The sequence below is a fragment of the Azotobacter chroococcum genome (assembly GCF_004339665.1).
GTDB classification, from domain to species: Bacteria; Pseudomonadota; Gammaproteobacteria; order Pseudomonadales; family Pseudomonadaceae; genus Azotobacter; species Azotobacter chroococcum.
In genome coordinates, this window is record NZ_SMMU01000010.1 from 66,938 (window position 1) to 86,226 (window position 19,289).

Sequence of the window (19,289 nt, forward strand, 5' to 3'; positions counted from 1 at the left end):
CGACCACTAACAACAATCCCGCCGCCGCCCATAAGGCCGGCCGCGCATCCAGGCTCCCGACTCAAGGAAGCCTTCCGCTATGGAGCAAGACATGCAAGACCTTGACCCCATCGAAACCCAGGAGTGGCTGGACGCTCTCGAATCCGTCCTCGATCACGAAGGCGAAAACCGCGCCCACTATCTGCTGACCCGGATGGGTGAGCTGGCCACCCGTACGGGCACCCAACTGCCCTATGCGATCACCACGCCCTACCGCAACACCATTCCGCTGACCCACGAAGCGCCCATGCCCGGCGACCTGTTCATGGAACGCCGCATCCGCTCCCTGGTACGCTGGAACGCGCTGGCCACTGTCATGCGGGCGAACAAGAAGGACCCGGACCTGGGTGGCCACATCTCCAGCTTCGCCTCCAGCGCCACCCTCTACGATATCGGTTTCAACTATTTCTTTCAGGCGCCCACCGCGGAACACGGCGGCGATCTGATCTACTTCCAGGGCCACGCCTCCCCCGGCGTCTACGCCCGCGCCTTCCTCGAAGGCCGCCTCAGCGAAGATCAGCTGCAGAACTACCGGCAGGAAGTCGACGGCAACGGCCTGTCCTCCTACCCGCACCCGCACCTGATGCCGGACTTCTGGCAGTTCCCCACCGTCTCCATGGGCCTGGGTCCGATCCAGGCGATCTACCAGGCGCGCTTCATGAAGTACCTGGAAGACCGCGGCTTCATCACCCCCGGCAAGCAGAAAGTCTGGTGCTTCATGGGCGACGGCGAGTGCGACGAGCCGGAATCCCTCGGCGCCATCGCCCTGGCCGGCCGCGAGAAGCTGGACAACCTGATCTTCGTCATCAACTGCAACCTGCAGCGCCTCGACGGCCCGGTGCGCGGTAACGGCAAGATCATCCAGGAACTCGAAGGCGTGTTCCGTGGCGCCCAGTGGAACGTCAACAAGGTGGTCTGGGGCCGCTTCTGGGACCCGCTGTTCGCCAAGGACCATGCCGGCCTGCTGCAGCAGCGCATGGACGAGGTGGTCGACGGCGACTACCAGAACTACAAGGCCAAAGACGGCGCCTTCGTCCGCGAACACTTCTTCGGCGCCCGTCCCGAGCTGCTGGAGATGGTCAAGGAGATGTCCGACGAGGACATCTGGAAACTCAATCGCGGCGGCCACGACCCCTACAAGGTCTATGCCGCCTATCACCAGGCGGTCAACCACAAGGGCCAGCCGAGCGTGATCCTCGCCAAGACCATCAAGGGCTACGGCACCGGAGCCGGCGAGGCGAAGAACATCGCCCACAACGTCAAGAAGATGGATGTGGAGAGCCTCAAGCTCTTCCGCGACAAGTTCGACATCCCGCTCAAGGACGAGGAGCTGGAAACCCTGCCGTTCTACCGGCCGGACGAGAACAGCCCGGAGATGAAATACCTGCGCAGCCGCCGCGAGGCCCTGGGCGGCTTCGTCCCGCAGCGCCGCAGCAAGAGCATCAGCATCCCGACCCCGCCGCTGGACACCCTCAAGGCGATCCTCGACGGCACCGGCGACCGCGAAATCTCCACCACCATGGCCTTCGTGCGGATCCTCGCGCAGCTGGTCAAGGACAAGGAGCTGGGCTCGCGCATCGTGCCGATCATCCCCGACGAGGCACGCACCTTCGGCATGGAAGGCATGTTCCGCCAGCTCGGCATCTACTCCTCGGTCGGCCAGCTCTACGAGCCGGTGGACAAGGATCAGGTGATGTTCTACCGCGAGGACAAGAAGGGCCAGATCCTCGAGGAAGGCATCAACGAGGCCGGCGCCATGTCCAGCTGGATCGCCGCGGCGACCGCCTACAGCAACCACAACCAGCCGATGCTGCCGTTCTACGTGTTCTACTCGATGTTCGGCTTCCAGCGCATCGGCGATCTGGCCTGGGCGGCCGGCGACAGCCAGGCGCGCGGCTTCCTGATCGGCGGTACCGCCGGCCGCACCACGCTCAACGGCGAAGGCCTGCAGCACGAGGACGGTCACAGCCACATCATGGCCTCGACCATTCCCAACTGCCGCACCTACGATCCGACCTATGCCTACGAGATGGCGGTGATCATCCGCGACGGCATTCGCCAGATGACCGAAGAGCAGCAGAACGTCTTCTACTACATCACCGCGATGAACGAGGCCTACACCCAGCCGGCCATGCCGGAAGGCGTCGAGGAAGGCATCGTCAAGGGCATGTACCTGCTGGAAGAGGACAAGCGCGACGCCGCGCACCATGTCCAGCTGCTCGGCTGCGGCACCATCCTGCGCGAAGTGCGCGAAGCGGCGAAGATCCTCCGCGAGGACTACAACATCGCCGCCGACGTATGGAGCGTGACCAGCTTCAACGAGCTGCGCCGTGACGGCCTGGCCGTGGAGCGCCGCAACCGCCTGCACCCGGGTCAGAAGCCGGAGCAGAGCTACGTCGAGCAGTGCCTGACCGGCCGCAAGGGTCCGGTGGTGGCCTCCAGCGACTACATGAAGCTGTTCGCCGACCAGATCCGCCAGTGGGTCCCGAGCAAGGAATACAAGGTGCTCGGCACCGACGGCTTCGGCCGCAGCGACAGCCGCAAGAAGCTGCGTCACTTCTTCGAAGTGGACCGCTACTGGGTGGTGCTGGCCGCACTGGAAGCGCTGGCCGATCGCGGCGACATCGAACCCAAGGTGGTCGCCGAGGCCATCGTCAAGTTCGGCATCGACCCCGACAAGCGCAACCCCCTGGACTGCTGAGGAGAACCATCGTGAGCGAAATCATCCGCGTACCCGATATCGGCGGCGATGGGGAAGTCATCGAGCTGCTGGTCAAGGTCGGCGACCTCATCGAGGTCGAGCAGGGGCTGGTGGTGCTGGAGTCCGCCAAGGCCAGCATGGAAGTTCCCAGCCCCAGGGCCGGCAAGGTCAAGAGCGTGAGCGTCAAGCTGGGCGACAAGCTCAAGGAAGGCGACGCGATCATCGAGCTGGAAGCCGCCGCCGGTGCCGCCGCACCGGCTGCCGCACCCGCCGAGCCGACCCCCGCTGCCGAAGCCCCGGCCCCGGCTGCCGCGGCCCCGGCCGCCCCCGCGCCGGCGGCTCCGGCTGCCGCCGTCAGCCAGGAGATCCGGGTTCCCGACATCGGCTCGTCCGGCAAGGCGAAGGTCATCGAGCTGCTGGTCAAGGCCGGCGACGAGGTCCAGGCCGAGCAGTCGCTGATCGTGCTGGAATCGGACAAGGCCAGCATGGAGATCCCCTCCCCGGCCGCCGGCCTGGTGGAGAGCGTCTCCATCGCGCTGAACGACGAAGTCGGCACCGGCGACCTGATCCTGGTCCTGCGCGCCGCCGGCGCTGCAGCGGCTCCGGCTCCGGCCGCCGCGGCGCCCGCCCCCGCGGCAGCCCCGGCCCAGCCGGCCGTCGCAGCTGCCGCTCCGGCGGCCGCTGCTGCCCCGGCCGCGGCGCCGGTCGGCGCGCCGACCCGCAACGGCGCCAAGGTGCATGCCGGTCCGGCCGTGCGCCAGCTGGCCCGCGAGTTCGGCGTCGAGCTGGCGGCGGTGAACGCCACCGGCCCGCGCGGTCGCGTCCTCAAGGAGGACGTGCAGGTCTACGTCAAGGCGATGATGCAGAAGGCCAAGGAGGCGCCGGCTGCCGGTGCCACCGGCGGCGCCGGCATCCCGCCGATTCCGCCGGTCGACTTCGCCAAGTACGGCGAGGTGGAAGAGGTGGCGATGAGCCGCCTGATGCAGATCGGCGCCGCCAACCTGCACCGCAGCTGGCTGAACGTGCCGCACGTGACCCAGTTCGACTCGGCCGACATCACCGATCTGGAAGCCTTCCGCGTCGCGCAGAAGGCCGTCGCCGAGAAGGCCGGGGTCAAGCTGACCGTGCTGCCGCTGCTGCTCAAGGCCTGCGCCTACCTGCTCAGGGAGCTGCCGGAGTTCAACAGCTCCCTGGCCCCGGGCGGCCAGGCGGTGATCCGCAAGAAGTACGTGCACATCGGCTTCGCCGTGGACACCCCGGACGGCCTGCTGGTCCCGGTGATCCGCAACGTCGACCAGAAGAGCCTGCTGCAGCTGGCCGCCGAGGCCGCCGAACTGGCGGAGAAGGCGCGCACCAAGAAGCTCGGCGCCGACGCCATGCAGGGCGCCTGCTTCACCATCTCCAGCCTCGGCCACATCGGCGGCACCGGCTTCACGCCGATCGTCAACGCACCGGAAGTGGCGATCCTCGGCGTGTCCAAGGCCAGCATGCAGCCGGTATGGGACGGCAAGGCCTTCCAGCCGCGCCTGATGCTGCCGCTGTCGCTGTCCTACGACCACCGGGTGATCAACGGCGCCGCCGCGGCACGCTTCACCAAGCGTCTCGGCGACGTGCTGGCGGATATCCGCTCGATGCTGCTGTGAGCTTCCCTTAAAGAGCGAGCCGAACCCGGCACGCTCTTTAATCTTCAGCCCCGCCCTTGTGGCGGGGCTTTTTTATTTCCGCGCTAGGATAGTCGGCGAAGCCTCGTCGAACTCCAAGGAGAACCCCATGGTGCTGCGCTCGCAGATTCTCGCCCACCAGCTGGCCCTGCCCGATCCCGCCCAGGCGCTGCCCGGACGCGCCGAAGCCATGCCGGTGCCGGCGGCCCACCACGTCAACGGCCATCCCCTGACGCCGCCCTTCCCGGCCGGGCTGCAGCAGGCGCTGTTCGGCCTCGGCTGCTTCTGGGGCGCCGAGCGGCGCTTCTGGCAGCAGCCGGGGGTGTGGAGCACGGCGGTCGGCTATGCCGGCGGCTTCACGCCGAATCCGACCTACGAGGAGGTCTGCTCCGGCCTGACCGGGCACACCGAGGTGGTGCTGGTGGTGTTCAATCCGCAGGAAACCGATTACCGGACGCTGCTGAAGACCTTCTGGGAAATCCACAATCCGACCCAGGGCATGCGCCAGGGCGGCGACATCGGCACCCAATACCGCTCGGCGATCTACTGCTTCGACGCCGCCCAGCGCGCCGCCGCCGAGGCCAGCCGCGAGCGCTTCCAGGCAGAGCTGGCGAAGGCCGGCTACGGCCCGGTCACCACGGAGATCGCCGACGCCCCGCCGTTCTACTACGCCGAGGACTATCACCAGCAGTACCTGGCAAAGAACCCCGGCGGCTACTGCGGGCTGGGTGGCACCGGCGTCTGCCTGCCGCCGGCCTGAAACCGGCAGTTGCAGAGCAACGGCGGGTTGCACCCTACGGCTTGTAGCGCTTGCGTCCGGCCGCCGGAGCGGCCGGTTTGGCGGCGAACGGCTGCTCCTCGATCAGCCAGTCCAGCCGCCAATCGCCCCGGCTCTGCGCCAGGCGCCCGGCCAGCCAGGGCAAGAGCTGGCGCAGTTCCTCCTCCAGCCCCCACGGCGGGTTGGCGATCGCCAGGCCCGAGCCATTCAGACGCTGCGCCTCATCGGCCGGATGCACGTAGAGTTCGGCACGCAGCATCGTGGGCGCACCGCTCTTCTGCAGGTCCTGATAGAAGCGTTTGAGCTGACGCAGGTCCTTGATCGGATACCAGATCGCCACCACCGTCTGGCGCATCCGGCCGATGGCCTCCTGCAGCGCCTGGGCGCAGCGCTCCGGCTCGTCGGCCTGCTCGAAGGGTGGGTCGATCAGCAGCAGGGCGCGCTTCTCCGCCACCGGCAGCAGGGCCCGCGGGACATGCCAGCCCTCGCCCAGGTGCACCGCGACGCGCCGGTCGCCGGCCATGTTCTCCTTGAGCAGACGGCCGTCCTCGGGGTGCTTCTCGTTGAGCAGCAGGCGATCCTGCGGGCGGCTCAGGCGGCGCGCCAGCTCGGGCGAGCCTGGATAGTGGCGCAGCCTGCCGTCCGCGTTCAGCTCGCGCACCACGCGCAGGTAGTCGGCGGCCGGCGCGGGCAGGTCCGCGGCGCCCCACAGGCGGGCGATGCCCTCCAGCCACTCGCCGGTGCGGCTGGCGGCATCGCCCTGCAGATCGTAGAGGCCGACGCCGGCATGGCTGTCGAGGTAGGCGAAGGGGGCCTCCTTGCGCGCCAACAGGGCGATCAGGCGGGCCAGGGCCAAGTGTTTCAGGACGTCGGCGTGGTTGCCGGCATGGAAGGCGTGACGGTAGTTCATGGCAAAGGGGCTCCTCGGGCCGCACAGTTTACCCGCTTGCCGGCCGCCTCATGCAGTCGCCTGCAGCAGTTCGAGCAGGCGCTCCAGCGCCCCGTGCACCGGCGCATCGCGACGGCGCACCAGCAGCGTCGGCGCCGCCGCCAGGTCGGCCTCGATCGGCTGCCAGCGCACCAGCCGCCCGCGCGGATGCAGCTCCAGCAGGCTGCGCGGCAGCAGGCCGATGCCCATGCCGGCGGCGGCGCCGCCGAGGATCGCGTCGATCGAGCCATAGCTCTGCCGCGCGCCGATCTGCAGGCGGTGGCGCTCGCTCCAGCGCTCCAGGCGCTCGCGGTAGTGACAGCCGCTGGGAAAGCCGAGCAGGGTCACCGGCGCCTGCGCCAGGGACTCCAGGGTCTGTCCTTCCGGCAGCACCAGGACCAGCTCCTCGTGCCACAACACTTCGCCGCGCAGCCGCGGGTCCTCGTAGGGACCGCCGATCAGCGCGGCGTCCAGCCGGCCGGCGAGCACCTCGCCGAGCAGATGACCGCTGGTGCCGGTCACCAGGCTCAGGTCGAGCCGCGGCGCCTCCCGGTGGAAGGCCGCCAGCACCTCCGGCAGGCGCACGGCGGCGGTGGTTTCCATCGAGCCCAGGCGCAGCTCGCCGGCCCAGAGATCCTCCTGAACACTGCTCCAGGCCGCCCGGCAGAGCTGTTCCAGCCGCTCGGCATGGGGCAGCAGGCGGGTTCCCGCCGGAGTCAGGCGCAGGCGCTGGGCCTGGCGCTGGAACAGCGCGACGCCGAGCTGCGCCTCCAATTGGCGCAGCCGCGCGGAGACGTTCGACGGCACGCAGTGCAGCTGCTGGGCCGCGCCAATCAGCGAGCCCGCGCGACTGACCGCGAGAAAGTGGCGCAGCAGTTGGGGATTGAGCCGTTCCCAGGAGGACATGGACACCTCGACAACACAAAAAGTGAAAACTGGCTTCAGTATTTTTCACTGGCAGTCACATCCGGACAATCGCTAAGGTAGCCAAAAAACCACGGAAGGCGCCTTGCCCATGGCTACTCAGCCCCGTCAGATCCTCCTCGCCCTGCTCGGCGGTAGCGCCGCGCTGGTGGTGGTGCACGCCCTCGGCCGCTTCGCCTTCACCCCGCTGCTGCCGCACTTTCTCGCCGACGGCCTGATCGATCTGCAGCAGGGCTCGCAGCTGGCGACCTGGAACTACGTCGGTTACCTGCTCGGCGCCCTGCTCGCCCTGGTCCTCCACGCCCCGGCGCGGCTGCGTCCCGGCCTGTTCCTGGCCCTGCTGCTGAACGCCCTGCTGACTCTGGCGCAATGCTTCGCCAGCGACTACGCGCTGCTGCTGGTCCTGCGCCTGGCCAACGGCATCAGCAACGGCGTGGTGTTCGTCCTCGCCCCGGCGCTGGTCCTCGAATGGCTGGCCAGCCGGCAGCGCGCCGGGCTGAGCGGCCTGGTCTACCTCGGCTTCGCCGCCGGCCTGCTGCTCTCCAACGGCCTGGCCAACTGGCCGGCCGCCTCGCTCGCCGGCGCGCAGCGCTGGCTGCCGATGGCCGCCCTGGCCGTGCCGCTGGCCCTGCTCGGCGCCTGGCTGCTGGCCCGCCTGCAGCTGCCGCCCCGCCCGGCGAGCGGCACGGGAAAAGGCACAGCACCCGCCACGGCGCTGTTCGACCGGGCCAGCACGCCGCTGTTTCTCGCCTACGCCGGCGCCGGTCTCGGCTACATCCTGCCGATGACCTTCCTGCCGACCCTGGCCCGCGAGCAGTTGCCGGCCGGCGATCCGCTGCTCGAAGGCGCCTGGCGCTGGACCGCGCTGGCCTGCCTGCTGTCGATCCCGCTGTGGAACCACCTCGGCGCGCGCCTCGGCGACCGCCGCGCGCTGCTCGCCAGCTACGCCCTGCAGGCCCTCGGCGCCGCCGCCCCGCTGCTCTGGCCGGGGGCGACCGGCGTGCTGCTCTGCGCCCTGCTGGTGGGTGGGACCTTCGTCGGCAGCGTGCTGCTGACCCAGCGCCTGGCCCGCAGTCTGCAACCGCACCAGGGACCGCGCCTGTCCGCCGCGCTGATCGCCCTGTACGGCGGCGCCCAGCTGCTCGGCCCCTGGCTCGCCGGACTCTGGGTCGGCCAGGGCGGCAGCCTGACCCAGAGTTTCGCCCTCGGCGCCGGCGCCCTGCTCTGGGCGCTCGCCTGGACCTGGCTGATTCCCGTCCACTTTCTGCACAAGGAAATCCAGCAATGCCCTACGTGAACATCAAGATCACCCGCGAAGGCGCAACCGCCGAACAGAAACGCCAGCTCATCGAAGGCGCCACCCGGCTGCTGGTCGAGGTGCTGGGCAAGAACCCGGCGACCACCGTGGTGGTGATCGACGAGGTGGATACCGACAACTGGGGCATCGGCGGCGTCCCGGTCACCGAGCGCCGGCGCAGCGAGGGACAGCCGCCGCAATAACTCCGAACGGCGCGCCGGCCGGCCCTGTCGACAGGCCGCCGGCGCATGCCGCAGAGCGGCCTCCCAGCCCCTGCCCGAGAGGCTCTGAGGCAGCCGAACAAAGGCCCTCCCCGCTCTTCCGAAAGCGCCGAACATATCCTTTGACAGCCGGGCAAGGCAGCGGTTTTAATCCGTTGGCACGCCCAATGCATATGCGTGGGTCCTTCCGCCGGCCGACCAGGAGACCCGATTTGGATGCCGCCACCATCAACACCCTGTTCCTGATCGGCGCGCTGCTGGTGGGCTCCAGCATCCTGCTCAGTTCCCTGTCCACGCGGCTCGGCATCCCGATCCTGGTGATCTTCCTCGGCGTGGGCATGCTCGCCGGGATCGACGGCATCGGCGGTATCGTCTTCGACGATTATTCCCTGGCCTTCCTGGTCAGCAACCTGGCCCTGGCGATCATCCTCCTCGACGGCGGCATGCGCACCCGCGTCGCCACCTTCCGCGTGGCGCTCTGGCCGGCAATGTCGCTGGCCACCCTGGGGGTGGCGGTCACCTCCGGGCTGACCGGACTGGCCGCCGCCTGGTTGTTCGACCTCAGCCTGCTGCAGGGCCTGCTGATCGGCGCCATCGTCGGCTCCACCGATGCCGCGGTGGTGTTCAACCTGCTCAACGGCAAGGGCCTCAACGAGCGGGTCGGCGCCACCCTGGAAATCGAATCGGGCAGCAACGACCCGATGGCGGTGTTCCTAACCGTGACGCTGATCGACATGCTCGCCTCCGGCCAGACCGGCTCCGGCTGGGGCGTGCTGGTCAGCCTGCTGCAGCAGTTCGGCATCGGCATCGCCCTCGGCCTGGCCGGCGGCTGGCTGCTGCTGAAAACGATCAATCGTCTGGATGTGGCCGACGGCCTCTATCCGCTGCTGGCGGTCAGCGGCGGCATCATGATCTACGCCCTCGCCGGCGCGATCGGTGGCAGCGGCATCCTCGCCGTCTACGTCTGCGGGCTGCTGATGGGCAACCGGCCGATCCGCAACCGCCACGGCATCCTGCACATGTTCGACGGCCTGGCCTGGATCAGCCAGATCGGCATGTTCCTGGTCCTCGGCCTGCTGCTCACCCCCAGCGACCTGCTGCCCATCGCCCTGCCGGCGCTGGGCCTGTCGCTGTGGATGATCCTCGTCGCCCGCCCGCTGTCGGTGTTCCTCGGCCTGCTGCCGTTTCCCAACTTCCACCTGCGCGAGCGGCTGTTCATCTCCTGGGTCGGCCTGCGCGGCGCGGTGCCGGTGATCCTCGCGGTCTTCCCGCTGATGGCCGGGCTGCCCCAGGCGAACCTGTACTTCAACGTGGCCTTCTTCATCGTGCTGGTGTCGCTGCTGCTGCAGGGCACCACCCTCGGCTGGGCGGCGCGCAAGGCCCGGGTCGAGGTGCCGCCCTCGCCCACGCCGATCTCGCGGACCGGCCTGCAGATCCACCCCACCAGCCAGTGGGAGCTGTTCATCTATCGCCTGAGCGCCAACAAGTGGTGCATCGGCGCCGCCCTGCGCGACCTGAAGATGCCCGACGGCACGCGCATCGCCGCGCTGTTCCGCGGCCGGCAGCTGCTCCACCCGTCCGGCAGCACCCGCCTGGAGGTTGGCGACCTGCTCTGCGTGATCGGTCACGAGGAGGACCTGCCGAGTCTCGGCAAGCTGTTCAGCCAGCCGCCGCAGCGCGGCCAGGACCTGCGCTTCTTCGGCGACTTCGTGCTCGAGGGCGAGGCCGAGCTGGGCGCCCTGGCGGCGCTCTACGGCCTGAAGCTCGACGGCATCGACGGCCAGCAGTCGCTCGGCCGCTTCATCGCCGGGCTGATCGGCGGCCATCCGGTGGTCGGCGACCACGTGGAATGGAACGGCATGACCTGGACCGTGGCGGCCATGGAGGGCGACCGGGTGTGCAAGGTCGGCCTGAAGTTCCCCGAGGACGGCAGCCGTTCGGGACCGGCCCTGTTCCTCTGAGAGGCGAGCTCGTCGGACGGGCGTGCGAAAAAGGCATCGTTTGCTACACTGGGGCCTTTTTCAGCCGAAAGACCCAGACGCCATGACTGTTTCGCGTTCCCTGTTCAGCGTTCTTCTTCTCGCGCTCTGCCTCCAGATTCCCGGCCTGCAGGCCGCCGAGCCGCCCAGCCGCAAGGCCGTGCAGACCAGCCTGGAAGGGCTGGCCGAGCGCAAGCTGCCGGAGGCCGAACAGGCCGCCGTCAAGCAGCAGCTCGAGCAGACCCTGATCCAGCTCGATCTCCTCCAGGAGAGCGGGCAGGCGATGACCGAACTCAAGCGCCAGCTGGCCGCCGCGCCGCAGCAGACCAAGGCCGCCCAGCGCGAGCTGGCCAGCCTCAAGGAAGCCGCGCAGAAGCCGGTGAGCCCGCCGAACGGCAATACCCCGCTGCCGCGGCTGATGGACCAGCTGACCGCCCGCAACGCCCAGCTGGCCGAATGGCAGCAGGCGCTGAACGACGCCAACAGCCTGCTGGTCAGCTCGCAGACCCGCCCAGAGCGGGCGCAGACGGAAATCGCCGCCAACCAGGCCCGCACCCTGGAAATCAACGCCCTGCTCAAGAGCGGCAAGCAGGACGGCAAGGCGCTAAGCGCGGAAGGCCGCGGCCTGCTGGAGGCCGAGCTGGCCGCCCTGGAAGCCAAGACCGCGCTGCGCCGCCAGGAGCTCGCCGGCAACAGCCAGCTGCTGGAGCTGGGCGCCAGCCAGCGCGACCTGCTGCAGGAGCGCATCCAGCGCCTGACGCAGGAGATCGCCGCCATGCAGGCGGTGATCAACGAAAAACGCCTGGCGATGTCCGAGGAAACCTTCGCCGCGCTCTCCCGCGATGCCAGCGCGGCCGGCTCCGACAGCCTGCTGGCCAAGGAAACCGCCGCCAACCTGAAGCTGTCCGACACCCTGCTGCGCACCACCGACCAGCTCAACGAGCGCACCCGGCAGAACCTGGAAACCAAGCATACCCTGGACAGCCTCGTCCAGAACGAGCAGGCCCTTGAGGAGCAGATCGAGGTCCTGCGCGGCAGTCTGCTGCTGGCCAAGATCCTCCTCCAGCAGAAGCTCGCCCTGCCCCAGGTGCAGACCAACGGCCGTCTCACCGACGAGATCGGCGACATCCGTCTCTCCCAGTTCGAACTCGGCCAGACGCGCAGCGACATCGGCAATCCGTCCGCCTATGTCGACCGCCTGCTGGCCAAGCAGACGGCAGAAGGGGAAGCGCCGGCCGATCCGGCGCTGCGCAGCGCCCTGCTGGAACTGGTGAACAGCCGCAGCGAGCTGATCGATCGTCTCGACCGCGAACTCAACGCCCTGCTCAACGAGGCGATCACCCTGCAGCTGAACCAGAAGCAGCTGCTCGATACCGCGAAAAAGATGGCGGCCACCCTGGAAGAGCAGCTGTTCTGGATTCCCAGCAACAAGCCGCTCGACCTGGACTGGCTGAAGACCGCCCCGCAGCGTCTCCAGGAGCAGATCGCCGACACCTCGTGGACGACCATTCTCAAGGATCTGGGCACCGGCCTGATCCAGCGGCCGTTGATCTTCCTGCCGCTGCTGCTGCTGATCGGCGTGCTGGTCTGGCAGCGCGGCGCCATCACCCGCAAGCTCGACACGCTGCACGCCGACATCGGCCACTACCGCCGCGACAGCCAGCGGCATACCCCCAAGGCACTGCTCCTCAACCTGCTGCTGGCCCTGCCCGGCACCCTGTTCCTCGCCCTCGGTGGCTACACCCTGCAGATGGACGCCCGCGGCCAGAATCCCTACCTCGGGGCCGCGCTGAACGACATGGCGCTGGCCTGGCTGGTGCTCTACGGCACCTACAAGATCCTTGCCGAAGGCGGCGTCGCCGAACTGCACTTCGGCTGGCCGCGACCGCAGGTCGCCTTCCTGCGCCGGCAGATCCGCCACTTCACCCTGGTCGTGCTGGCCCTGGTCGGGGTGATCGGCTTCGCTCGCAACCAGCCGGGCGCCCTGGACAACGACGTGCTCGGCATCCTCGTGCTGCTCTCCGGCTACGCGCTGCTGGCCTGGATGCTCGGCAAGCTCCTGCTGCGCGGCCCGGAAAAGGACAAACCCTCGTTCCTCAACCTGCTGGTCGGCATCCTGTTCACCCTGCTGCCGGTCGGCCTGATCGTCGGCCTGGCACTCGGCTACTACTACACCGCCCTGCGCCTCGGCGATCGTCTGGTCGAAAGCCTCTATGTGCTGCTGGTCTGGGTCGTCGCGGAAGCCACTCTGGTGCGCGGCCTGGCGGTGGCGGCACGCCGCCTGGCCTACCAGCGCGCGCTGGCCAAGCGGCAGGCCGCCGCGGCGGACGGCGCCGAGAGCGGCGAAGCGGTGGAGGAGCCGGCGCTGGATATCGAGCAGGTCAACCAGCAGTCGCTGCGGCTGATCCGCCTGACCCTGTTCGGCCTGCTGCTCGGCGTCCTGTATTGGGTCTGGGCCGACCTGATCACGGTGGTCGACTACCTGGACAACGTCACCCTCTACGAATTCACCAGCGGAAGCGGCGCGACCGCCAGCCTGGTGCCGATCAGCCTGCGCGACGTCCTCGCCGCCCTGCTGATCGCCGCCCTCACCGTGGTCCTCGCCCGCAACCTGCCGGGCCTGCTGGAAATGCTCATCCTGTCGCGGCTGAACCTGGGCCAGGGCAGCGCCTATGCCACCACCACCCTGCTCAACTACGTGATCTTCGGCTTCGGCATCGTCAGCGCCCTGTCCACCCTCGGGGTCAGCTGGGACAAGCTGCAGTGGCTGGTCGCCGCGCTCTCGGTGGGCATCGGCTTCGGCATGCAGGAGATCATCGCCAACTTCATCTCCGGCCTGATCATCCTCTTCGAGCGCCCGGTGCGCATCGGCGACCTGGTCACCGTCGGCGGCGTCAGCGGCTCGGTGAGCAAGATCCGCATCCGCGCCACCCACATCATCGACGCCGACCGCAAGGTGGTGATCGTCCCGAACAAGACCTTCATCACCAGCCAGCTGACCAACTGGACCCTGGCCGACACCGTCACCCGCCTGGTGCTCAAGGTCGGCGTCGGCTACGGCTCGAACCTGGACCGGGTGCGCGAACTGCTCTACCAGGCCGCCAACGAGAACCCGCGGGTACTGCGCGAGCCGCCGCCGCTGGTGCTGTTCCAGACCTTCGGCGAGAGCACCCTGGACCACGACCTGATCATCCACGTGCGCGAACTGGCCGACCGCGGCCGCGCCACCGACGAGATCAACCGGCGCATCGACGAACTGTTCCGCGAGCACCACATCGACATCGCCTTCCGTCAGGTCGAGGTGTTCGTCAAGAACCCCAAGGGCCAGGAGCAGCTGCTCGAGAGCGGCGAACTCCAGGCCGCCCTCGGCGCCGCGGCCGTCAAACCCAGCGCCCCGCCCGCGGCGGGCGGGCAGGCCTGACTCCGACGGCGGGCGAGCGTGTTATGGTGGGTTCTCCCAGGTAGCCCCGGAAGAACAGCGTGAAACGCCTGAGCGAACTCACCCTCGACAACCGCTTCGCCCGCCTCGGCGAGGCCTTCTCCACCGCCGTGGCGCCGCTGCCCATCGCGGCGCCGCGACTGGTGGTGGCGAGCCCGGCGGCACTGGCACTGCTCGATCTCGAGCCGGCCGCGGCCGACGATCCGCAACTCGTCGCGCTGTGCTCCGGACAATCCCCGTGGCCCGGCGCCGAGCCGCGCGCCATGGTCTATTCCGGACACCAGTTCGGCTTCTACAACCCCCAGCTCGGCGACGGCCGCGGCCTGCTGCTCGGCGAGGCGATCAACACCGCCGGCGAGCGCTGGGAACTGCACCTCAAGGGCGCCGGCAAGACCCCCTACTCGCGGATGGGCGACGGCCGCGCGGTGCTGCGCAGCTCGATCCGCGAATTCCTCGCCAGCGAACACCTGCACGCCCTCGGCATCCCCAGCTCGCGGGCGCTCTGCGTGACCGCCTCGGACACCCCGGTGTGGCGGGAAACCGAGGAGCGCGCCGCCATGCTGCTGCGCCTGGCGCCGAGCCACGTGCGCTTCGGCCATTTCGAGTTCTTCTACTACAGCCGCCAGCACGAGGCGCTGCGCCAGCTGCTGGACTATGTCATCGCCGAGCACTTCGCCGACTGCCTCGCCCAGCCCGATCCCTACCGCGCCTTCTTCGACCGGGTGCTGGAGCGCACCGCCGCGCTGCTCGCCCGCTGGCAGGCCTACGGCTTCTGCCACGGAGTGATGAACACCGACAACATGTCGATTCTCGGCATCACCTTCGACTTCGGCCCCTACGCCTTCCTCGACGACTTCGACCCGGGCTTCGTCTGCAACCACTCCGACGACACCGGGCGCTACTCCTTCGACAACCAGGTGCCGATCGCCCACTGGAATCTCTCCGCACTGGCCCAGGCGCTGACGCCGTTCGTCGACAAGGACACCCTGCTGGACAGCCTCAAGCGCTTCCTGCCGCTGTTCCGCGGCGCCTGGCTGGAGCTGATGCGCCGCCGCCTCGGCCTCGCCACCGCGGAAGCCGACGACCGCGAGCGGGTGCAGCGCCTGCTGCAGCTGATGCAGGGCAGCGCGGTGGACTACAGCCGCTTCTTTCGCGAGCTGGGCGACAGCCCGGCCCCCATCGCCCTGCAGCGCCTGCGCGAGGACTTCGTCGACCTGGCCGGCTTCGACGACTGGGCCGAGGACCATCTGGCGCGCCTGGCCCGCGAGGGCGAGACGGACGAAGCGGCGCGGCGCGCGCGCATGCACGCCGTCAACCCGAAGTACATCCTGCGCAACTACCTGGCCCAGCAGGCCATCGAGGCGGCGGAACGGGGCGACTACGGCCCGGTGCGCGAACTGCACGCCGTGCTCTCGCTCCCCTTCGACGAACAGCCGGGGATGGAACGCTATGCCGAGCGCCCGCCGGAATGGGGCAAGCACCTGGAGATCAGCTGTTCGTCCTGAGCCGACGAACTCAGCCCTGCCCCAACCTGCGCAGCGCCTCCAGACGGAAGGCGATGTCCTGCTCCAGTTCGGCCAGCTGGCGCTGCAGGCGCAGGCGGGTGGCCTCGTCGTCGGCCGCCGCCAGGCTGGCGCGCAGGCTGGCACGCAGCCGAAACAGCTCCACTTCCGCGGGCGGCACCCCGGCGCTTTTCATGACCTGGAAGGCCATGCGCAACCCGGGCGGGGTCTGCAGCCAGGCTTCATCGATCTCCAGCGGCTTGCCCGTTCCGCCGCGCAACTGACCGGCGGCGATCGCCCAGGCCAGTTGGCGGCCGATTTCATCATCCAGTGCTTTCATGACGTCTCCTGCCGGACGTGGCACAAAAATTTAGAATGCCGCACGCCGGACAAGGCAGACAATCAGGCGCATTTAATCCTATTTGGCATATAAACCTTCTCAAACATTCTTAGACTATCTAAAAAAAGCCGCTTATCTTTGCGGCGGCCTCGCTTTTGCCTGTTCTACAACCCACTGTCAGGCGCAACTGCATGAAAATCCGCGATCTCGATCTCAGCCCAAGTCTGCTCAACGCGGAGCACCAGGCACTGGGATTACCTCCCGTAGAAGACTTCGTTTCGCACCCGGACAACCACCCCGTCCTGCGCGCAGCCATGTGGACGGCCGCGCTGATCTTGGCCGGGCTGGTGGTATTTCTCACCTGGCGCCTGTTCTTCGGCGACAACGGCGGCATCACTGGTCTGGAGATCATCGAGCAGACCCTGGCCAGCCCGACCTTCTGGAGCGCCGTTGCCGTTGGCTTCTTCGCGCAAATAATCGATGGCGCGCTGGGCATGGCTTACGGCATCACGGCCACTACCTTCCTGCTCAGTGCCGGCGCCTCGCCGGCAGCGGCCAGCGCCAGCGTACACATCGCCGAGGTGTTCACCACCGGGCTATCCGGTATCGCTCACGTCAAGCTGGGCAACGTCAACAAGTCGCTGTTTCTGCGTCTCTTGTTGCCAGGGATCATCGGCGCAGTACTCGGCGCGGTGCTGATCACCCAGTTCGACGGCAAGGTGCTCAAGCCTTTCATTTCCGCCTACCTGCTGCTGATGGGCCTGTACATCCTGAGCAAGGCGTACCGCCATGTGATCCAGCGCAAGGCGCCCAAGCATGTGGCTAAGCTGGCCCTGTTCGGTGGCTTCGTCGATGCCGCCGGCGGCGGCGGCTGGGGTCCGGTGGTCACCAGCAGCCTGCTCGGTTCCGGCAGCGACCCGCGCACCACCATTGGTTCGGTCAACTTCGCCGAGTTCTTCCTAACCCTTTCCAGCGCCACCTCGTTCATCCTGCTGGCCGGGCAGCCGGATACCTGGAAGCTGGTCGCCGGCCTGGTGTTCGGCGGCCTGTTCGCCTCCCCCTTCGCCGCCATGCTGTGCAAAAAGCTGTCGGCCCGAACCCTGCTGACCATCGTTGGCTGCCTGATCACCCTGATCAGCGCTTACAACATCTATATCGGCCTGGCCTGAGGCACGGAGCCCCTCCGCTGCCACCGGGTCCGCTCGGCAGCAGCCTCCCTTGATTTCCCCGCCCGCGGCTCCAGATAGGGAACGAACGCCTCCGGAGCCCGCCATGATCGAAGCCCTGCTGATCCCCTGCCCGCATTGCCACAGCCTCAACCGCCTCCCCGCCGCGCGCCTGGGCGAAGCGCCGCGCTGCGGACGCTGCAAGAGCCCCGTGCTGCCCGGCAGCCCCTTCGCCGTCGACGCCGCCGGCTTCGCCGCCCAGCTCAGGGGCGACCTGCCGCTGCTGCTGGATGTCTGGGCCGACTGGTGCGGGCCGTGCAAGGCCTTCGCGCCGGTCTTCGAGCAGGCCGCCCGGGAACTGAGCGGACGGGTGCGCCTGGCCAAGCTGGACAGCGAGGCCGAGCCGCAGCTGGCCGGACAGCTGGGGATCCGCTCGATTCCCAGCCTGATCCTGTTCCGGGACGGCCGCGAAGTGGCCCGCCAGAGCGGCGCCCTGCCGCTGCCGCAGCTGCTCGCCTGGCTGCGCCAGCAGGGCGTCTGAAGCATCGCCAGCGTCACATCACGGCGGCGGCGGGCTTGCCGCAGGTCAAGGTCCCGCCCCCGGCTTGCCGCCAGACTGAGCCCCCTTCAGGAGGAAGCGCCATGGTCAAGCACATTCTGATCGCCCACGATCTCAGCCCGGAAGCCGATATCGCCCTGCGTCGCGCCATCCAGCTGGCCGGCCAACTGCGAGCGCGCCTGACCCTGCTGCACGTGGCCTCCAGCCAGCCCTCGCCGGCCCTGCTGGCCCGGCTGCGCAGCGCCGAGGAACGGACCCTGGCCACCCATCTGCAGGGCCAGCCGCCACTCGACGTGCAACTGCGCCTGGAGGTGGGGCCCCACCCCGCCGAACTCATCCTGCAGTACATCAGCCTCGGCAACTGCGATCTGCTGGTGCTCGGCAGCCACCATCGGCAGCCGACGCTGGGCTTCGCCGGCAGCGTCCAGGAACGCATCCTCGAGGCCAGCCCGACTCCCGTGCTGGTGGCGGTCGATCCGGCCGGCGCGCCCTACGCGCACGCCCTCGCCGCCATCGACTTCTCCCCCTGCGCCAGCCGCGCCCTGCGCGCCGCCTGGCAGCTGCTGCCGCCCGGCGCACAGCTCAAGGCCCTGCACGTGCAGGAGGTCGCCACCATCCGTGCCGCGGACAATCCGGACGAGCGCGCCTTCCAGCAGTCGCTCTTCGAGCGCTTCATCGGCGCCGAATTCACCGCCCTGCCGCCGCGCGCCGTGCAGTTCGGCCACGACTTCCAGAGCGGCGAGCGCCAAGCCTGCCTGGATGCCGCGCTCGCCGACCAGGCCACGCAGCTGCTCGCCCTCGGCGGACACAGCCGCGACGCGCTGAGCGAGCGGCTGCTCGGCAGCCTGACCCGTCACTACCTAGACAACCCGCCCTGCGACCTGCTGGTGGTGCGTTAGGGCCTGTTGACACTACTCCGCGACAGTCAGTCGGCCGCCTCCAGCAGGTCGTGCAGCGCGACGAACTGTCGGGTCAGCTTGTGTCGCGGGTCGAGGTGGATCAGCGGCGTGCAGGCCTGGTGCGACTCGCGCATCTTCACCGAGCTGCCGAGGTACACCGGCAGCAGCGGCAGCGCCTCGGCGATCAGCTCGTCGAGCATGCGTTGCGGCAGCGCCGCCTGCGGCAGGAACTGGTTGACCACGATGCCCTCGACCTGCAGATCCTCGTTGTGGTCCTCGCGCAGCTCGTCGATCTCGGCGAGCAGGCCGTACAGCGCCTGGCGCGAGAAGCTGTCGCAGTCGAAGGGAATCAGCACGCGGTCGGCGGCGATCAGCGCGGAAACCGTGTAGAAATTCAGCGCCGGCGGGGTGTCCAGATAGATCCGCTCGTAATCCTCGGCCAGCTCGTCGAGCAGTTTGCGCAGGCGGGTGATCTTGTGCTTGGCCTCCAGCTTGGGCTGCAGGCTGGCCAGCTCGGCCGAGGCGGTGATCAGGTCGAGGTTGGCGAAGGGCGTCTCGGTCACCTTGACCTTCGGCCGTTTGCCCACCCCGCCGGCGAGGACCTGCTTGAAGAAGTCGGCGATGCCCAGCGGAATGGCCTCGCCGCAGAGTCCGCTGAGGTAGTGGGTGGAGTTGGCCTGGCTGTCTAGATCGACCAGCAGGGTGCGATAGCCTTCCGCCGCGCTCACCGCCGCCAGGTTGCAGGCGATGCTCGACTTGCCGACGCCGCCCTTCTGATTGAACACCACGCGCCGCATACCGCTCCCTCCTTCCGGCCTGTTCGCTGCAGACTCCGCATTTAACCCCATTTCCGCAC

General features: G+C 68.6%; 15 protein-coding genes. 11 read left to right on the forward strand and 4 right to left on the reverse strand.

The window, feature by feature from the left end; all coding sequences use genetic code 11:
* Window positions 1-91 precede the first annotated feature (91 nt).
* The 3 genes from aceE to msrA all read left to right on the forward strand — a co-directional run bounded on the left by aceE (window position 92) and on the right by msrA (window position 5,161).
* Complete coding sequence (gene aceE / locus EV691_RS10795; RefSeq protein ID WP_131296786.1) at window positions 92-2,740, forward strand: pyruvate dehydrogenase (acetyl-transferring), homodimeric type; 2,649 nt, start codon at window positions 92-94, stop codon at window positions 2,738-2,740.
* A gap of 11 nt (window positions 2,741-2,751) precedes the next feature.
* The gene (gene aceF / locus EV691_RS10800) at window positions 2,752-4,383 is read left to right on the forward strand and encodes a dihydrolipoyllysine-residue acetyltransferase (RefSeq protein WP_131296784.1); all 1,632 of its coding nucleotides are present in this window, start codon (window positions 2,752-2,754) and stop codon (window positions 4,381-4,383) included.
* Between the two features lie 127 nt (window positions 4,384-4,510).
* Window positions 4,511-5,161, forward strand: coding sequence for a peptide-methionine (S)-S-oxide reductase MsrA (gene msrA / locus EV691_RS10805; protein WP_131296782.1), 651 nt, complete (start codon window positions 4,511-4,513; stop codon window positions 5,159-5,161).
* Between the two features lie 34 nt (window positions 5,162-5,195).
* Here the strand turns inward: msrA and EV691_RS10810 are convergent, their stop codons facing one another.
* Together EV691_RS10810 and EV691_RS10815 are read right to left on the reverse strand one after the other, a co-directional pair.
* Window positions 5,196-6,089 carry a 23S rRNA (adenine(2030)-N(6))-methyltransferase RlmJ gene (locus EV691_RS10810; protein ID WP_131296780.1) on the reverse strand — a complete coding sequence of 298 codons (894 nt, stop codon included), beginning with the start codon at window positions 6,087-6,089 and terminating at the stop codon, window positions 5,196-5,198.
* A 48-nt stretch (window positions 6,090-6,137) separates the two neighbouring features.
* Window positions 6,138-7,013, reverse strand: a complete 876-nt coding sequence (locus EV691_RS10815; RefSeq protein WP_131296778.1) for a LysR substrate-binding domain-containing protein — start codon at window positions 7,011-7,013, stop codon at window positions 6,138-6,140.
* Window positions 7,014-7,122: 109 nt separating this feature from the next.
* Between EV691_RS10815 and EV691_RS10820 the strand changes: the two genes are divergently transcribed.
* From EV691_RS10820 to selO, 5 genes are all read left to right on the forward strand, one after another.
* Window positions 7,123-8,328, forward strand: a complete 1,206-nt coding sequence (locus EV691_RS10820) for a YbfB/YjiJ family MFS transporter (protein WP_131296776.1) — start codon at window positions 7,123-7,125, stop codon at window positions 8,326-8,328.
* Window positions 8,316-8,531, forward strand: coding sequence for a 2-hydroxymuconate tautomerase family protein (locus EV691_RS10825; RefSeq protein ID WP_089167147.1), 216 nt, complete (start codon window positions 8,316-8,318; stop codon window positions 8,529-8,531). Before EV691_RS10820 ends, EV691_RS10825 begins: the two co-directional genes overlap by 13 nt.
* Window positions 8,532-8,761: 230 nt before the next feature.
* Window positions 8,762-10,510, forward strand: a complete 1,749-nt coding sequence (locus tag EV691_RS10830) for a potassium/proton antiporter (RefSeq protein ID WP_131296774.1) — start codon at window positions 8,762-8,764, stop codon at window positions 10,508-10,510.
* 82 nt (window positions 10,511-10,592) lie between these two features.
* The gene (mscK, locus tag EV691_RS10835) at window positions 10,593-13,949 is read left to right on the forward strand and encodes a mechanosensitive channel MscK (protein ID WP_131296772.1); all 3,357 of its coding nucleotides are present in this window, start codon (window positions 10,593-10,595) and stop codon (window positions 13,947-13,949) included.
* A gap of 59 nt (window positions 13,950-14,008) precedes the next feature.
* The gene (selO, locus tag EV691_RS10840; RefSeq protein WP_131296770.1) at window positions 14,009-15,472 is read left to right on the forward strand and encodes a protein adenylyltransferase SelO; all 1,464 of its coding nucleotides are present in this window, start codon (window positions 14,009-14,011) and stop codon (window positions 15,470-15,472) included.
* A gap of 10 nt (window positions 15,473-15,482) precedes the next feature.
* Here selO and EV691_RS10845 read toward each other — a convergent pair whose 3' ends face one another.
* Window positions 15,483-15,809 (reverse strand): DnaJ family domain-containing protein, encoded by a 327-nt coding sequence (locus EV691_RS10845; RefSeq protein ID WP_131296768.1) that lies wholly within the window; start codon window positions 15,807-15,809, stop codon window positions 15,483-15,485.
* Window positions 15,810-16,000: 191 nt separating this feature from the next.
* Between EV691_RS10845 and EV691_RS10850 the strand changes: the two genes are divergently transcribed.
* From EV691_RS10850 to EV691_RS10860, 3 genes are all read left to right on the forward strand, one after another.
* Window positions 16,001-16,978 carry a sulfite exporter TauE/SafE family protein gene (locus EV691_RS10850; RefSeq protein ID WP_131296766.1) on the forward strand — a complete coding sequence of 326 codons (978 nt, stop codon included), beginning with the start codon at window positions 16,001-16,003 and terminating at the stop codon, window positions 16,976-16,978.
* A 103-nt stretch (window positions 16,979-17,081) separates the two neighbouring features.
* Window positions 17,082-17,516, forward strand: a complete 435-nt coding sequence (gene trxC / locus EV691_RS10855) for a thioredoxin TrxC (RefSeq protein WP_131296763.1) — start codon at window positions 17,082-17,084, stop codon at window positions 17,514-17,516.
* A gap of 101 nt (window positions 17,517-17,617) precedes the next feature.
* A complete protein-coding gene (locus EV691_RS10860; protein WP_131296761.1) occupies window positions 17,618-18,433 on the forward strand; it encodes a universal stress protein in 816 nt (271 codons plus the stop codon).
* A 26-nt stretch (window positions 18,434-18,459) separates the two neighbouring features.
* Here EV691_RS10860 and EV691_RS10865 read toward each other — a convergent pair whose 3' ends face one another.
* Window positions 18,460-19,230 carry a ParA family protein gene (locus EV691_RS10865; protein ID WP_131296759.1) on the reverse strand — a complete coding sequence of 257 codons (771 nt, stop codon included), beginning with the start codon at window positions 19,228-19,230 and terminating at the stop codon, window positions 18,460-18,462.
* Between the last annotated feature and the right edge of the window lie 59 nt (window positions 19,231-19,289).

Bases quoted from the DNA above. Each gene is read 5' to 3' on its own strand.
- aceE (WP_131296786.1), top strand. From the start codon at position 92: ATGCAAGACCTTGACCCCATCGAAACCCAGGAGTGGCTGGACGCTCTC.
- msrA (WP_131296782.1), top strand. From the start codon at position 4,511: ATGGTGCTGCGCTCGCAGATTCTCGCCCACCAGCTGGCCCTGCCCGAT.
- EV691_RS10810 (WP_131296780.1), bottom strand. From the start codon at position 6,089: ATGAACTACCGTCACGCCTTCCATGCCGGCAACCACGCCGACGTCCTG.
- EV691_RS10815 (WP_131296778.1), bottom strand. From the start codon at position 7,013: ATGTCCTCCTGGGAACGGCTCAATCCCCAACTGCTGCGCCACTTTCTC.
- EV691_RS10820 (WP_131296776.1), top strand. From the start codon at position 7,123: ATGGCTACTCAGCCCCGTCAGATCCTCCTCGCCCTGCTCGGCGGTAGC.
- EV691_RS10825 (WP_089167147.1), top strand. From the start codon at position 8,316: ATGCCCTACGTGAACATCAAGATCACCCGCGAAGGCGCAACCGCCGAA.
- mscK (WP_131296772.1), top strand. From the start codon at position 10,593: ATGACTGTTTCGCGTTCCCTGTTCAGCGTTCTTCTTCTCGCGCTCTGC.
- EV691_RS10845 (WP_131296768.1), bottom strand. From the start codon at position 15,809: ATGAAAGCACTGGATGATGAAATCGGCCGCCAACTGGCCTGGGCGATC.
- EV691_RS10850 (WP_131296766.1), top strand. From the start codon at position 16,001: ATGAAAATCCGCGATCTCGATCTCAGCCCAAGTCTGCTCAACGCGGAG.
- trxC (WP_131296763.1), top strand. From the start codon at position 17,082: ATGATCGAAGCCCTGCTGATCCCCTGCCCGCATTGCCACAGCCTCAAC.
- EV691_RS10860 (WP_131296761.1), top strand. From the start codon at position 17,618: ATGGTCAAGCACATTCTGATCGCCCACGATCTCAGCCCGGAAGCCGAT.
- EV691_RS10865 (WP_131296759.1), bottom strand. From the start codon at position 19,230: ATGCGGCGCGTGGTGTTCAATCAGAAGGGCGGCGTCGGCAAGTCGAGC.